This is a genomic window from Methylocaldum gracile, assembly GCF_053646815.1.
Genome location: NZ_CM132196.1, coordinates 4,980,538 through 4,995,889 on the forward strand (window position 1 = coordinate 4,980,538; position 15,352 = coordinate 4,995,889).

12 protein-coding genes are annotated in these 15,352 nt (G+C 59.5%); 3 read left to right on the top strand and 9 right to left on the bottom strand.

The window, feature by feature from the left end; translation table 11 throughout:
- The first annotated feature begins 138 nt into the window (after window positions 1–138).
- A complete protein-coding gene (locus ACWJJK_RS22235) occupies window positions 139–1,839 on the top strand; it encodes a SulP family inorganic anion transporter (RefSeq protein WP_454128500.1) in 1,701 nt (566 codons plus the stop codon).
- Between the two features lie 227 nt (window positions 1,840–2,066).
- Here the strand turns inward: ACWJJK_RS22235 and ACWJJK_RS22240 are convergent, their stop codons facing one another.
- Window positions 2,067–3,155 (bottom strand): saccharopine dehydrogenase C-terminal domain-containing protein, encoded by a 1,089-nt coding sequence (locus ACWJJK_RS22240; RefSeq protein ID WP_156881830.1) that lies wholly within the window; start codon window positions 3,153–3,155, stop codon window positions 2,067–2,069.
- A 15-nt stretch (window positions 3,156–3,170) separates the two neighbouring features.
- On the bottom strand, window positions 3,171–4,346 hold the full coding sequence (locus tag ACWJJK_RS22245) for a hypothetical protein (RefSeq protein WP_156881831.1): 1,176 nt from the start codon (window positions 4,344–4,346) through the stop codon (window positions 3,171–3,173).
- Between the two features lie 341 nt (window positions 4,347–4,687).
- Between ACWJJK_RS22245 and amaB the strand changes: the two genes are divergently transcribed.
- The gene (gene amaB, locus ACWJJK_RS22250; RefSeq protein WP_156881832.1) at window positions 4,688–6,259 is read left to right on the top strand and encodes an L-piperidine-6-carboxylate dehydrogenase; all 1,572 of its coding nucleotides are present in this window, start codon (window positions 4,688–4,690) and stop codon (window positions 6,257–6,259) included.
- A 137-nt stretch (window positions 6,260–6,396) separates the two neighbouring features.
- On the opposite strand, the gene ACWJJK_RS22255 is transcribed toward amaB, so the two are convergent.
- Window positions 6,397–7,218, bottom strand: coding sequence for a cyclase family protein (locus ACWJJK_RS22255; protein WP_156881833.1), 822 nt, complete (start codon window positions 7,216–7,218; stop codon window positions 6,397–6,399).
- 354 nt (window positions 7,219–7,572) lie between these two features.
- Between ACWJJK_RS22255 and ACWJJK_RS22260 the strand changes: the two genes are divergently transcribed.
- Entirely contained in the window at window positions 7,573–8,808 is a 1,236-nt protein-coding gene (locus tag ACWJJK_RS22260) for a GNAT family N-acetyltransferase (protein ID WP_454128501.1), read from the top strand.
- A gap of 648 nt (window positions 8,809–9,456) precedes the next feature.
- On the opposite strand, the gene ACWJJK_RS22265 is transcribed toward ACWJJK_RS22260, so the two are convergent.
- The 6 genes from ACWJJK_RS22265 to ACWJJK_RS22290 form a co-directional block, all read right to left on the bottom strand.
- The gene (locus tag ACWJJK_RS22265) at window positions 9,457–9,894 is read right to left on the bottom strand and encodes a nucleoside deaminase (protein ID WP_086134849.1); all 438 of its coding nucleotides are present in this window, start codon (window positions 9,892–9,894) and stop codon (window positions 9,457–9,459) included.
- A gap of 155 nt (window positions 9,895–10,049) precedes the next feature.
- On the bottom strand, window positions 10,050–10,943 hold the full coding sequence (locus ACWJJK_RS22270; protein WP_240502553.1) for a methane monooxygenase/ammonia monooxygenase subunit C: 894 nt from the start codon (window positions 10,941–10,943) through the stop codon (window positions 10,050–10,052).
- 68 nt (window positions 10,944–11,011) lie between these two features.
- Window positions 11,012–13,423, bottom strand: coding sequence for a PAS domain S-box protein (locus ACWJJK_RS22275; RefSeq protein WP_156881835.1), 2,412 nt, complete (start codon window positions 13,421–13,423; stop codon window positions 11,012–11,014).
- Window positions 13,424–13,589: 166 nt separating this feature from the next.
- Window positions 13,590–13,991 carry an ATP-binding protein gene (locus ACWJJK_RS22280; protein WP_077730929.1) on the bottom strand — a complete coding sequence of 134 codons (402 nt, stop codon included), beginning with the start codon at window positions 13,989–13,991 and terminating at the stop codon, window positions 13,590–13,592.
- Window positions 13,988–14,206: a hypothetical protein gene (locus ACWJJK_RS22285; RefSeq protein WP_077730930.1), complete on the bottom strand. Its 219-nt coding sequence runs from the start codon at window positions 14,204–14,206 to the stop codon at window positions 13,988–13,990. Before ACWJJK_RS22285 ends, ACWJJK_RS22280 begins: the two co-directional genes overlap by 4 nt.
- Before the next feature lie 179 nt (window positions 14,207–14,385).
- Window positions 14,386–14,787, bottom strand: coding sequence for a hypothetical protein (locus ACWJJK_RS22290; protein WP_077730931.1), 402 nt, complete (start codon window positions 14,785–14,787; stop codon window positions 14,386–14,388).
- Window positions 14,788–15,352 lie beyond the last annotated feature (565 nt).

The window sequence follows — 15,352 nt, forward strand, 5'->3', positions numbered from 1 at the left end:
CGGCTCGAGGAATCCGTTCTCGGGTGCGCCATTTCGTCCGCCTATACCGGAGATGTACACTTGCCCACAGATAGGCTGCCGATAAGCAGTTGCCGCTAAGATTGTCGCCGCCTGAAATGTGGCAAGAGAGATCGAACCATGAAACCGCTGATCTACGGTCTTCACTTCAATAATCTTCGCGGCGACATCTACGGCGGCCTCGTTGCCACGGTCGTGGCCCTTCCTTTGGCGCTTGCCTTCGGCGTAACCTCCGGGGCAGGGGCCATCGCCGGACTCTATGGAGCCATCTTCGTGGGTTTTTTCGCCGCCTTGTTCGGCGGAACGCCCGCTCAGGTCTCCGGCCCCACGGGTCCGATGACCGTGGTCATAGCCGAAGTCCTCCTGCTCTATGTCCATCAACCCACCCTCGCCTTCACTGTCGTGATGATGGGCGGCGTCATCCAGATTCTCATCGGCCTCCTCAAATGGGGGCGCTACATTCGGCTGGTCCCGTTTCCGGTGATTTCCGGCTTTATGAGCGGGATCGGCTGCATCATTCTCATTCTGCAAATTCCCGCCCTGCTGGGGCACTCCCCCAAACCGGAAGGGGTACTGGCCACGCTGCGGGCGATCCCGGAGTTCTGGGACAGCCTCAATCCCCAGGCGGTCGGACTCACCCTCCTCTCACTGGGGATCGTGTCGCTGACTCCCGTCCGTATTGGCCAGTGGGTTCCGCCGCCGGTCCTGGCCCTGGTAATCGGCACGCTCACCGCCTATTTCTGGCTACCGGCCGCGCCGGTTATCGGCGAGGTGCCGGAAGGCTTTCCCACCCTCATCATCCCGACTTTTCAGGCCGATCTCTTGCTGGTGATGCTGGAATCGGCGGCGATCCTGGCCCTTTTGGGAACCATCGACAGCCTGCTAACCTCGCTGATTTGCGACAATCTCACCCGGACCCAGCACGATTCGAATCGGGAGTGTATCGGCCAGGGCATCGGCAACATAGTCGCCGGGTTCTTCGGCGGATTACCCGGAGCCGGGGCCACCATGCGCTCGGTGGTCAACGTCCGCACCGGTGGACGCACGCCCCTTTCGGGCATGCTCCACGCAGTGTTCCTCCTGGCCATACTATTGGGGCTGGGCCCATTAGCCGAAAAGATCCCGCTTGCCGTACTCGCCGGCATCCTGCTCAAGGTGGGCATCGATATCATCGACTGGTGGTTCGTGCGGCATGTCGTTCATGCGCCACGGGCCGACGTGCTGATCATGCTGGTGGTGCTGAGCCTGACAGTATTCGTGGATCTCATCCAGGCGGTGGGCGTTGGCGTGGTACTGGCGAACCTCCTGTTCGTAAAGCGCATGGGGGAATTCGAAGAATCGAGACTGCGCATCATCACCCACGAGGCTCCGGAACCGCCCCTGATCTCCGAGGAGGCGGCCATCCTGGCCCGCAACAACGGCCAGATCATACTTATCCATATCGATGGGCCCATGAGTTTCGGCTCGGCCAACAACATGGTCCGCCGCCTGGAGCGGGTACGGCAATTCAGCACCTTCAAGAGCGTGGTCCTTGACCTGTCCGATGTACCTTTCATCGACACTTCGGCAGCCAAGGCGGTGGAAGACATGATCCGCATGACTCGGGAGCACAAACAACACCTCTTCTTCGTGGGGATGCAGCCGCAACTGGTCAAGGTATTGAGGGGTCTGGACGTGTTGAGCTTGATTCATCGGGACCATCACTACGCCAAACGCCTGGATGCCCTGCGCCATGCGGCTCTCATGGCGGGCTCCCGCCATCCGGAGGATAGACCGCTGTCACGTGGGGAAAAGGAAAACCTATCCTCCACTTCCTTATAACCGGATTACAGCGGTTTAGAGCCATGGGGTGCGTTGAGGGACGAAGCGCATCGTTCGCGTTGGGTAAAGCGGGTTAGCAATTGGCCGTATTCGAGTTTTCATTACTTTGTCGAACGGGGAATCTATCCAGCCACATGGGGAAATTCGACCTTGATGCGGGTGAATGACTCGAACGATGCGCTTCCGTCGTCAGCGCATCCTACACCCTCGCATCCAGGCGATTCACCTCATCGGTAATACCGCCCGAACCGGTTCTCCAAAAAATCCTCGAGCCGAAAGCTCTCCTGCGTCACGAAACCTTGGTAGAGCTCGGTCCGGTTCAACACCTGATCGACGACTGCGCACACGGCGGCGGCGGTGGTCACCTGGATGGCCGACCACAGCTTCCCGTAGATCGTCTGCGGATAAATTTTTTTCACGTAGTTCTCTTCGTACAGTTCGCCGCGCTGCTTGCCGCTGACCGAGACATAAACCAACACCACGTCCTGCACGGTCTTGGGGATGGCGTTTTCGAGGATGCGTTTGAGGGTTTCCCGATCTTTGTTGAGCTTGAGGTCCCGCATCAGGAAGTGAATCTTCTCGCAGTGGCCGGGATAGCGCAGGGTTTTGTAGTTCAGCGTCTTGACCCTGCCGCTGTAGGTATCGGCCAGGGTGCCGAGGCCGCCCGAGGTGTTGAAGGCTTCGTAGAGCAGCCCGTCGATTTCGATGGTTTCATAGCCTTCCAGCGGCATCAGGACGACTTTGTGGCCGTCCTCGAGCCCATAGCAGAAATTGCCGTATTCGTTGATCAATCCGTCGGTGGACCAGGTGAGCGAGTATTTCAGGACGTTGCTGGGATGTACCGGCAGCGCGCCGACCCGCAGCTTCACGGTGTCCAGCTCGTCGAAATGTCCCATCAGATCGTTCGCCACGATGTTGATGAAACCGGGCGCCAGGCCGCACTGCGGAACGAAAGCGGTCTCCGCGCCTTGACTGAGGTTCTGGACGTAACGGGTAACGGTCACGTCCTCGGTCAGATCGAAATAATGCAGGCCCGATTCGATGGCGTACTCGGCCACCAGCGGGTTGCAGTAGTACGGCAGCGCGGAGATGATTGCTCCGAAAGGATAATCCGACAGGCAATGTCGGAGCCCGCTGCCGTGGATCGCATCCACGGCGAGGGTCGTCAGGTTTTGCCGATCGATGTCCTCGGCAGCCCGCTTCAGGGCGTTTTCATCGTGATCGACCAGATGAACGGTATAGTCGCCCGCCCGGGAAAGCAGGCCGGCAATCAGGGAACCGATGGTGCCGGCGCCCAGGACGCAGACGTTCCGCATGACATGGTCTCCTCGCTAGGCGGCGGTCTGGACCGAGGTACGAATGACATGGGCCGCCTGTTCCGGCAGGAAATAGTTGTAGATCGGGGCGGAATGGAGCGGATTGTCCCGCTCGTAAGGAATGTCGTACAGCGCGAAGAATCGCTCGGCCAGTTCCGGGCTCGTTTCCCGGCGCGACAGAAGTTCCAGGAGCTTGGCGTTTTCGATGACGGTTTCCAGCTCCGCACCGTGAGTCCTCAAGACCTCCCGGATCCGTTCCGGAACTTCCCGGTTCCGCTCGGGCCGGGTGAATACCTGTAGCAGCAGCCGATCGGTGTAGTCACCCGTCGGGGTCATGATGGCTATGCCTTCCGCCTCCATGGTATGCATCAGCTTCGACAAACCGACCGCGACGCGCCGGCCTTCCTCGAACCGCGTGGCCCGGATCGCCAGATGATGGGCGGTGTAGCCGTAAACGTGATTCCAATGCTGGATGATCTGGGTGGGATTATCGGCATCCGACTGATCGATGAACAGCCGCAGCACCTGGCCGTTTTCCAGGATTTTGTAGAGCAGGTAGGCGTTCCAGCCGTCCTCGAACTGATAGAAATCTTCGCCTTCGACTTGCGAGGGCACATAGCCGTGATGGCGGCGCAGGTTTTCCACGACCCGTTCGGCATCCCTGTGGGCCGACGAGCCGCAGCGGATCGCGAGATGATCGAAATGGACGGTCCAGCCCAGGCGCGGCGCGATCTTCAGCAAGGTCAGATCGGCCTGGCTGTACAGCAGCGATTCGATGGCCTTGACCGCCACGTAGACATCGAGCCGGCCGACCCAGTCGCCGATCAGCTTCGCCTCGGCATCGGTCAGAAAACGCCGGGCACGGGCCAGCACGCCGTCGAGAAACTCGCGGGCATAAGGGTCCACGTGTTCCAAGGCTTCCGGCAGATCCTCTTCGAACGGTTTCGACTGCCGAGCTTCCCGATAAGCCGTCAGCAGTTTATCCACGGATCTGATTCCGTGAAAATAATGGCCGGCGGTCATCGGCTGGGGTTCCGCTTCGAAAGGCGTGAGATCGATGCCGGCCATCCGGCCGTCGGGGCGCGGTACCAGCAGCTTGGCAGGACGATCGGGATGGGCGCGAAGGGTGGTGGGACCCGCGAGCACCTCGCGGACCAGGCTGTGGGCAAAGTCATCATGTGGGCTGGACATTGCAAGACCTCTCTGCCTCTGTGAAAAGCGTACGATAGGGCGGGATTAAGGCAAACCCTCGTCCCAAACCGTTCTCCCAAAAGGAAGGTCGCGACTTAGCGACCATTGGCGATTGGGAAAGGGTCCCCGATCTACTCGAGGCGATTGACAGATTTCGTAGGTCGGCAATCCCTTGCCGACGAACCCGCTTGTCGACCCCGGTGTCGGCAAGGGATTGCCGACCTACGATAGATTAGACAGCCGAAGTCTCGGAAGGTTGATGATCTCGGCTATCCGAACCTCTCCCTGCCGCCCCGAATCTAACTGGCACAAGGCTCTATGCCTCAAACCGGAAAATACTTATGCACACTCACGACAACGCCTTCAAGGATCGACTGTTCGAGACTTTGCATCTTCTGGACGTCAACGTCGGCAGCTATGCCGCCTACGAAGGATGGCTGGAGGCTCGCGATGCTCCGCGGCTAAGCTCCTGCAATCCGGCTACCGGCGAGATTATCGCCGAAGTCACGCTGTGCTCGGAAGCGCAGTACGAAACCGTGCTGGAAGAGGCCCGGAAAGCCTACGAGGAGTGGCGCCTGGTCCCGGCGCCCGAGCGGGGCGAGCTGGTCCGCCGGATCGGCGATGCCTTGCGCGAACACAAGGATGCGTTGGGCAGCCTGGTGGCGCTCGAAACGGGAAAGATCAAGGCGGAAGGGGATGGCGAGGTGCAGGAGATGATCGACATGGCCGACTATGCCGTCGGGCTGTCGCGCATGTTGTACGGGATCACGATGCCTTCCGAGCGCCCCGAACACCGGCTCTACGAGCAATGGCATCCCTTGGGGCCGATAGGCGTCATCACGGGCTTCAATTTCCCGGTGGCGGTTTGGTCCTGGAATGCGTTCGTCGCGGCGGTGTGCGGCGATACCGTGGTCTGGAAGCCATCCCCCAAGACGCCTCTTTGCGCCATGGCGGTCCAGCACCTGTGCGACCGAGCCGTGGCGGAGATGGGGTATCCGGGTATCTTTTCCACCTTCTTGCCGGAAAATCCGGAATTGCTGGACCGTTTCGTCCGCGATGCGCGGCTGCCCTTGATCTCCTTCACCGGTTCCACGGCCGTGGGCCGCCAGGTGGCGGTGAAAGTCGCCGAACGCTTGGGGCGGAGCCTTCTGGAGCTGTCCGGCAACAATGCCGTCATCGTCGACGAGACCGCCGACCTGAACCTCGCGCTCCAGGCCATCGTGTTCGGTGCGGTGGGAACGGCCGGCCAGCGCTGCACCAGCATTCGGCGGCTGATCGTCCACGAGGACGTCCATGACGAACTGGTCGAGAGGCTGATCCGGGCTTACGGCCAAGTGCGGATCGGCGATCCCCTGGACCCTTCGACCCTCATGGGCCCCCTCATCGACCCGGCGGCCGTCGAGGCGTACCGTAACGCCGTGCATGCAGCACGGCGCCAGGGCGGCGAGGTGCTCTACGGCGGCCGGGTGCTCGATCGGCCCGGCTGCTTTGTCGAGCCGACCTTGATCCGGGCGGAAAACCACTGGGACATCGTGCAACGCGAAACCTTCGCGCCTATCGTCTACGTGATGACGTTCCGCCGTCTGGAAGAGGCGATCGCCCTGCAGAACAGCGCATCGCAAGGACTGTCCTCGTCGCTGTTCACGCTGAATCTCAGATCGGCCGAGCGGTTCCTGTCGGCTTCGGGCAGCGACTGCGGTATCGCCAATGTCAATGTCGGCACGTCGGGCGCCGAAATCGGCGGAGCCTTCGGCGGCGAGAAAGATACCGGAGGCGGTCGCGAAGCGGGTTCCGATGCCTGGAAGATGTACATGCGGCGGCAGACCAATACCATCAATTGGGGAGAGGCTCTTCCGCTGGCGCAGGGGATATCGTTTTTCGCAGCGGATGCCGGGCAGGACCGGAAGTCATGAACCGGGAAACGACAGGTCGTAGGTCGGCAACCCTTTGCCGACCAAGCCCGTTGTCGACCCGGTGCGTCGGCAAAGGATTGCCGACCTACTTCACTTTAGCCCGCTCCCACAAGCCGTAAATTAGTCCCGCAACCGCCTTATCGATTCTTTCCAGGCACCCACGCGATAATCCGGAGAGGCGCGCCGCTGCCGCCCTCGATCTTCATCGGCAGGGCCACCACCATGGCGCCCGTCGTGGGCAGTTCGCCGAGCCGGGCGACGTTTTCGAAAATCGGAATGCGCTTTTCCGAGAGAATTCTATGGGCCTCGAAATGCGATGACTGCCCATAGTCGATGCTCGCCGTATCCAATCCGACGGCTTTGATGCGGCGCCGTTCGGCCAACCAGCGCGCGGCTTCGGGGGCCAGGCCGGGAAAGTGGAGTTTCGCCACCGCCGCCTCGCCCCGCTCGGCGGTACCCAAATACTTGACCGGGTCCGGCCAAAACCGGCCATAGCCCGTATGCAGCAATACGATCGCCTCTTCGGGTATCGGTCCGTGGCTCTTTTCCCAAGCGGCAAAATCGTCTTGGCCCACCCTGTAATCGGGATTTTTCGCGGCTTTGGACGATACGTCGATCACGACGGCTGGACCGATCAGCCGGTCGAGCGGAATCCGGTCGACCGCGAGACCGTGAGCGGAAAAATGATTCGAGGCATCCAGATGAGTGCCGCCATGTTCCGCCGCTTGGAACTGATAGGCCTCGTAATGAAAGCCCTTTTCGGTCGTCCCGACAAACACCGGTTCCAGACGGAAGGGCGTCGCAGTGGGCCAGTACACGGTCTCGGCAGAAAAAGAATGGGTGAGGTCCACCCACCGGCCGGACGACCCCAAATCCGGCTGCGAAGCGCAACCCGCCAGCGCGGCCAGCAGAGCCGCCGGCACGCTCGGTTTAAATCGGGATCGAACGGTAACACGCATGGCTCGGCACCTCGATGATCGTTTCGGATCGCCTCTTGACGACATTTTGTCCAAATCCCATTATTTCATGATCAGGGACGCCAAGGCTTCTACACTGACGTTCTTTACGTTTTCTGCGAAGGGATTCCATGAACGAGTCATCACGCATTTCCGGCCCCGAGCCGATCCTGTCGAACCGAGAGCAAACAAGATTCCTCTCTCCTCCCGACGATGTGATCAGGTTTCCAATCGAGCCCGATAGGGTTCGAGAGCGCTCCACTCCTCCAAACATGAAAGGACTGCGCAAACCCTTGTCCCGCGCGGGACGCTCGGAGGCGGGTATTGAAACGGCACTCGACGGGCAGGAATGACTGGTTGAACCGAACTGCCCGAGCCGCGCGCGGCGTCTCTCGGCCGAGTATATTTCCGTTCGGGGATGCGCGCCTAGGTTCGGTCACCGTCATCGACACGATCGAAGGCATCGAACACCATCGCGAGGCTCTCGAAGACCTGGCGGAAAAAGCGGCGCACCCCAATCCTTTCTACGAACCGTGGTATTTTCTGCCGCTGCTCAAGGCCTCGAAAAGCAAGCGACGCCTGCGTTTTCTGCTCGTTCACGGGACCGACGACAGCGGTTCGGAAGCGCCCGAAACGCTGATCGGATTCTTTCCGTTCGAGCAGACACTGCTTCACCCGCTGTGCCCGGTTCGCTGTCTGCGTCCGTGGCAGGACGCCTATCGTTGGACGCTGCGCCGCACGCCGCTGCTCCGCTACGGGGCGGTCGGCAACAGCCTGGCGGCATTGGGCCGATGGCTGCTCGCCCGGCAGCACCCGCCGACTATCATCCTGTTCAAGGACCTGCCCGGCGACAGCGAGATCCTCCGCGCGGCCGAGTGCTGGCTTACCGAGGACCATCGATTGTGCCATGTACATGATGTCCGCGAATCGCACCTGTACCGCCGCCAAACGGATGCCGAGACCTATTTCGCACGCGTACTGTCGGGCAAACGGCGCCGACATCTCAGGCGCTTGCGCCGCCTGCTCGAGGATCTAGGACCGGTACGGGTCGCCGATCTCGACAGATCCGACGACGTCGACCGTCTTTTCGACGAATTCATCTCCCTGGAATTCAGCCAATGGAAGGGAAAGATCGGCACCTCCATGGCATCCATGCCCGATGGCGCTGCGATCGCCAAGGACATTCTCAAAGAGGCGCACCGCCGTAAGCGCCTCTCGCTGCTTACTTTGCGGGTCGGCGACAGGCTGGTCGCGGCGCGCAGCGCCTTCCTCGCGCCTCCGGGATGCTTCGGGTTCAAGATGGCCTACGACGAGAGTCCGCCCTATGCCCGATGCGGTCCGGGTTTTCTGCTGGATTTGGAGGGCATTCACCGCCTCCATGACGATGCGGACCTCCTAGGCACCGGAATCGAATGGCTGGACAGCTGCGCCGTCAAGACGGCCGCGCTGCCGCTGAGCATGAGGACGGAAGCCTTGCCGCTCCACCGCTACATGGTGACTGCGCGCGGCGGTATCGGCGAGGTCGTGACGCGCCGGTTTCCCAAGGTCATGCAGGCGCTTCCATGGAGAATACGCCGGCTGTCCGCGTTTTAGAGCGTTTTCATCTCGCTCTACGGCAAAACAGGCCTGGCCGGAGTCGTTGGCGCCTTCGGCCAGGGTAGATCGACTCAAGCTTTCGTAGGTCGGCAATCCTTTGCCGACGAACCCGCTGGCCCAACTGCACCGTCGGGAAGGGCGGCTTCGGCGTCGGGAAGGGATTCCCGACCTACGCAGAATGCCCGTACAGTAGGTATAAAAATGCTCTAGCGGTTGTCGGCAAGGGAGTATCGACCTACAACCCGTAAGGGGCGGGGCTCCATCCTGACAGACACAGTTTGTCGGCAATGGATTGCCGACCTACGACTCACGAGGGGCGTTGCCCCGTAGCGCGATCACCCTATTAATCAGGCCCGTAAATACCCTCCTGGTATTTCGGGCCGCCGCCCAGGCCGGTACACGCCCGGCCTGGGCTCACGCGGCTTGTCGCCGCGCCGGGGCATCCTTGCCCCGGATTAACCCGGCCTATATTTATAGGCCGGGTTAATAGTCAGGCCCGTAAATACCCTCCTGGTATTTCGGGCCGCCGCCCAGGCCGGTACACGCTTAGGCCTTAGCTCACTCGCTTGTCGCCGCGCTAAGGAAACCCTGCCCCGGATTAACCCGGCCTATATTCATAGGCCGGGTTAATAGTTTGAGCTCGTTTTAGACACCGATATCTTCTCCCCACAGCTCGGGGTGAGTCTCGATGAAGCGCGACATGAGGCGAATACAGTCGGGGTCGTTGCGTACCTCGACGGAAATGCCGCGCGACCGCAGCAGTTCCTCTTCACCGAGGAATGTCCGGTTCTCGCCGATCACGACCCTGGGAATTTGGTACAGCAAAATCGCTCCCGTGCACATGGCGCAGGGCGATAGCGTCGTATAAAGCGTGCTCTCGCGATAAACCGATGCGGGCTGACGTCCGGCATTCGCCAAGGCGTCCATTTCCGCATGCAAAATGGGGCTCCCCTGCTGTACGCGCCGGTTGTGGCCGCGACCGATGATGCGATCCCGATGCATCAGCACCGATCCGATCGGTATTCCCCCGGTCTGCAATCCCTTCTCGGCTTCTTCGAACGCAGCCTGCATGAATGTATCCATGCCCTTTGCTCCATCGGTCGATGATAAAGAGTCGGTGCTAAAGCAATTCTTGCCACGGCCGGTCTTGAGCCGAGACCGGACGACGGCGATGTCGCAATGATTCTCGATGTCGGCCCCCAAGGCAACCACTTTCACGCCGCCGTGATCTAGCGCTTTCAGCCGTTCGGCGTTGGTCGCGAATCCGGCTCGGGCGATAAGTCTTTTTTGATCAGATACAAAATGCTGGCAAACACCTGCAGCAATACGCCGCCGATCGACAGCGCGAACCAGGCGAAAACGACGAAGCCGTAGTGCAGGGGCGCTACGAACACTTCTTCCATGAACCAGAAGGTGTGACCCCATTCGTTGTAACCGACGTTCGGCAAAAGCGTGAACGGGCCGACCACGGAAAACAGGTAGGGCACGGAAAATCCCTTGGCGAAGTATGGCAGGCGCGTCTTCGCGTACAGAAAGGCACCCCAGCCGGTAATGATGTAAACGGGGTAGCTCATGTAGAACACGATGATGTGATTGGGGGTAAAGTCGGTGTCGCGCACGACCGTTTGATGCCAGGTCGCATCCTGCTCCGTGAAGAAGCTGGTTCCCCAATAGAAAGCCCACGCATAAGCGGCCAGCCAGATCAGGTGGGTCATGTTCCGGCGCAGCTCCTCGCGCGGGGTCAATGTCACGACATCGCGATCACGCGTTTTCCATAACAGTTCGCGCAAGGCTTCGCCTTTCGCTCTGGACAGCGCCGTCTCGGTGTCGATGAAGTGCGCCCAGTACCTCTCCAAATTGCGATCCCGGCTCCGCCATAGCCAGCCCCAAAGAAGAGCGGCCACGATCGTTTCCACCAAGATTTCGGCGTAAAAGAGATTCATCCAGTAGGTCTCGAACTCCGGCGCAAAAGCGTCGAGCCCGGTCGACCACGCGTAAGTCCCCTCATACCAGCGAGCCGTCAGGTAGAGCGCCGCATAGCTCGCCAGTACCAGCACCAGACGCTTCAGACTGAACAAGGGCGGTTCTTTCGCGGCAATATCCGAAGCTCCGGTCCGAATCGGCGTGGACACAAGCCACCTCTTTGATAAGTCGAAAATCCAATCATTGGACCCCCGGCATTCGAAAAACGCTCCTCGGCTTAAAGTGCTTTCAGCACCACGAGAGAAATGTCGTCATCGAAGGACCGGCTTTGACAAAACACGCCGAGCTCGTCGACGATAATCTGGATCAGCTCTTGAGGGGATGCCTGAGCATGCGCGATAACGAGCTCGCAGAGACGGGACTCGCCGAAAAACTCCCCTTGTTTATTGCGCGCCTCGGTAATCCCATCGGTATAGAGAAGCACCATATCGCCCTCGTTCAAGGCGAGTGCTTTCTCTTCGAAGATCACTCCTTTCTTTACCCCCAAAATGAGCCCCTCGGCATCCAGTTCCGTGCAGTTCCGCTCGCCTTTACGCAGCAACAGCGGACGGTTGTGCCCCGCATTGGCGTAGCTGATCCGCCGGGTATCCGAACGGTAGCTCAGGTAGAACATGGAGATGAAAAAGCTGGCCTGGTTCAAATCCTCGAACAGGAGATCATTCAAGACCGACAGAGTCCTTTTTGCGCCGTTGCGGAGCCTCGCCTGTCCTTTCGCCATCCAGTCGGTTCCCATTTTCAGCGTGCTGCGGGTTTCGGCCATGATCAGAGCGGCGCCCACCGAGTGCCCGGACACGTCGGCGATCACGATATCGACCCCCTCTTCGGTGGCGAAATAGTCGAAATAATCGCCGCCGACATGGACCGCCGGCAGGCAATACCCTGCCACCTGAGCGCCTTCCATCCGCAACGGAACGCTCGGCAAGAGGGACAACTGGATCTGCCTTGCGATTTCCATTTCGTGACGCTCTTCCTCGATGCGCCGCAATGCCGTGACGTCGGTCTGGGTGCCGATAAAATGGGTCACCCGGCCGTTTTCGTCCCTCACCGGAGAAATGAACAGCTCGTTCCAAAACGGCGTGCCGTCCTTGCGGTAATTTTTCAGCGTCAGATGGCAATCACGCTCTTCCCATACGGCTTTCCGAATCTCCTCGATCGCCTTCGGATCGGTTTCCGGACCTTGCAGAAAGCGGGGATTCCACCCGACCACCTCGTCCCGGCTGCGGCCCGTCATCTGGATGAAGGCGGGATTGGCGTAGATGATGGGATTCCCCGGCTGATGGGGATCGGTGATGATGATACCCACGCTGGACGCGGCGATGGCCCGGTCCCTAAGCCTTAGGGCGTCCACGAAGCGTTTGCGTTCGGTAACGTCGTTATCCACCCCGCGCCACCTCAGCAAGTGGCCCCGGCTGTCGGAGAGCGGGATGCCGGTCGATTCGGTAAACACTTCGCGGCCGTCCTTATGCTGATACCGGTTGATCAGGCGAACAAAGGACTCTTCGCGAGCGATCAGTTCCGGTGCCAGCACCGCAGAGCGTTCTCTGTCTTCCGGGAAGAAGAGCTCGTAATAGGGTTTTCCGATGATTTCCTCGGCGTCATAACCGAGAATACTTTTAACCGCGGTGCTGGAATAGGTGTAGCGGCCTTCCGCATCCTGTTCCCAGATCCACTCGCAAGTCATATCGACGATCTGACGGAACCGGGCCTCGCTTTCCCGCAAAGACTCCTCGGCGACCTTGCTTTCGGTGATGTCCTCGACCATATCGATGGCGAATTGCAGTTCGCCCCTGAACCCGTAGGTTCCGGAAACGATCTTGCGGACCCAGACCACCGTGCCGTTTTTCCGGATAAAGCGCTTTTCCAGGCTATAGTGCTTGTATTTCCCCTCGACCAAGCCCTTGAACCGCTGAATGCTGACTTCGAGATCGTCCGGGTAGCTCAGGTCGAAAATGACCCGGCCGTGCAGCTCCTCGGCACTAAAGCCCAGCATCTCCTGCAGGGCGAAATTGCATTCCCTGATCCTTCCGTTCTTGTCCAAGAGTGCGATGCCGATGCCGGCCCGCTCGAAAATCGCCCGGAACCGGGCTTCGCTTTCCCTGAGAGCGATTTCGGTGAGCTTGCGTTCGGCGATCTCCGCATGCAGGGTCGCTTTGGCCGTTGTAAGCTCCATGCTCTGCGTCTTCGCCTGCTTTTCCAGCTCGAGGTGACACATGCGCAAGGCTTCCTCGCTTTGGCTCAATTCGGCGATGGCTTGTTCCTTGTCGCGGTAGATCTCGGTCAGGCGCTTATTGGTCCTTTCCAAACTCTCGTTGAGCAGGCGCATTCGGGTCATGGCGTCATCATGGCTGCGCGACGTCCTTTCGAAAGGCGCGAGCGTCTCTCGAAAAAATACCTCCGCCTGCAATTCAACATCGACGCCTTCGGAAGGAGCGATGGCTCGAGCCGAAAGGCCCGCCAGCGCTTTATGATGAATCGCGGCCACCGCCGAGAGGCTCAAATTCTCCGCCACGGCCTGGCGTCCCAGCCGATAGGCCCGCAGTAAAGGATTTCCTTCCACGCCGGCCAAATAGTCGCGCAATGCTGCCGTGTATTGGGCCGCGAGTTCACTCTCGACCGTTTCGTCATTCATTGCATGTCTCCAAGACACGGCGGTACGGCATCTGGCCGGAAAAACGCTGCATTTTCACGGGGCAAAATAACGACTTGCTCGGCTATTGGACTCCCGGACCGCCGCTCAATTCAATCCGCCGGAAGTCGGCCTGCGGCGCTTCACCCATAGACCGCTGGACCGCAACCTACCGCACCCATTTCTTCATCGTCACGGTCGTCCCTTTCCCGACGTCGGACACGACCTCGAACTCGTCCATCAGCCGCTTGGCACCCGCCAGACCCAGCCCGGCTCCCCCGCTCGTCGAATATCCCTCCTGCATGGCCAATTCGACATCGGGAATACCCGGCCCATCGTCGCGGGCCACGACGACGATGCCCTGGCTGCCGTTCTTTTGAGCCTTGCTCAGAATGACTTCGCCTTTTCCGGCGTACTGAAGGATGTTGAGGGCCACCTCCGAGATGGCCATGGCGATAAAGCTTTGTTCGACCGACCAGAAGCCCAGCTCCGCCGCCAACAATCGGGCCTGCTGCCGAGCGATTAGAATTTGCGACTCCGAATCGATGGGTACGCGTATTCCGTCGATCATGAACGCGCCTCTCCGTTCGCTGCATCATTCATGTTTATGGCGTGAAGCGCTCCTACGGTTCTCTCTCCGATTCCGGCAAACGAATAACTTTTTGCCTGACGATCCGGATTATCGTCCGCTATTCCGCTCGGCCACGCCAGCACCGCCGGAGCCTCCAACAAAATGGCAATGGCCGTCGCCGAAAAAGGAAAGAGTACGATATCCGGGCGGTTCATTCGAATATCCGCCGCGGGCGCGGAATCTTGCACCCCGAAGCGGATTTCCGATGCGACACGGGCTCTTCCCGCAAAACCACGAATTGTCGTTCGCGCATCCGAACCGGGCCGGTCCGTTTCGGCGGGCCATGCGCCGGATAGAAAGACTCGTATCGACACGGATCCGGCAGACAGACGTACTATCCGCGGGCGATCAGAGCCGCCAATACGAGTCCCGCAATGACATTCCCGCCGATGCTCACGAACAGCTCCCGCGTGAAAAAGGCCTGCGGTTGCATCTTGCCGAGCTTGGGATTCTTGTGCTTGGCGGTAATCTCGATGGTTCCGGCGGAGATGTTCCGTGCAATGGCCCGGACCCGATCGATGACCTCCGCCTCGGTATGCAGGGCGGGGTGATATTTGATCAGAAAGGTCCCCGTAGTGATGTTCGGTTCGGCATGGTAGATCCCCCTCGCCTGAGCGTCCCCGAGCAGGCTTTGCTTGAGCAGCTCGGCCATAGTCCGCTTATTTCTGATCAGAGGCACCCGGATGCGGATTCGGGCCGGGACCTTATTGTGAACGATCACAATCGTTTCGGGCATTGCGTGCCTCTCGAGCCGGAGTGAAAAAGCCGATGGCTTTTTTCAAAGTGATTTGATCATTCAGACATGAAAATGCGTGAAGAATGCCGCAAAACGCTCTTCGGTCTTTCGGCAGGGTCACGCTTGTCTGATCAGAGGCGCCCGGATGCGGATTATGGATAATTTCTTGCGGGAGCGGGCCTTTCGACACAGCTCAAGACAGGCTTCAGCCCGCGATCGAAGGCGATTGGCGGGCATTCGTCATTCGAGCCGCCGGGTTCTTGTTCGACATAAAAAAGCCGGGGCTTCCAAACCCCGGCTTTTTATGCGCGTATGGCGCGAACGCTTGCTCATTGTTTGTCCTTATCGTCCATCCGGTCGTAATTCTTCAGGCAGAACCCGATGGACCCGCCGGTGGTGCCGAAAAATACCAATGCCAAGAATATTTCAACGCTCGTCATAGTGATTTCCCCTTGCTGATGTACATCCAGTTAGTATCAGTATCGTCACGATTGTTCCTTTTGTTTAATAACGATTTCTTATGGATTAGATCAGATAGTTTAATTAAACATCATAAAAGTCTTTT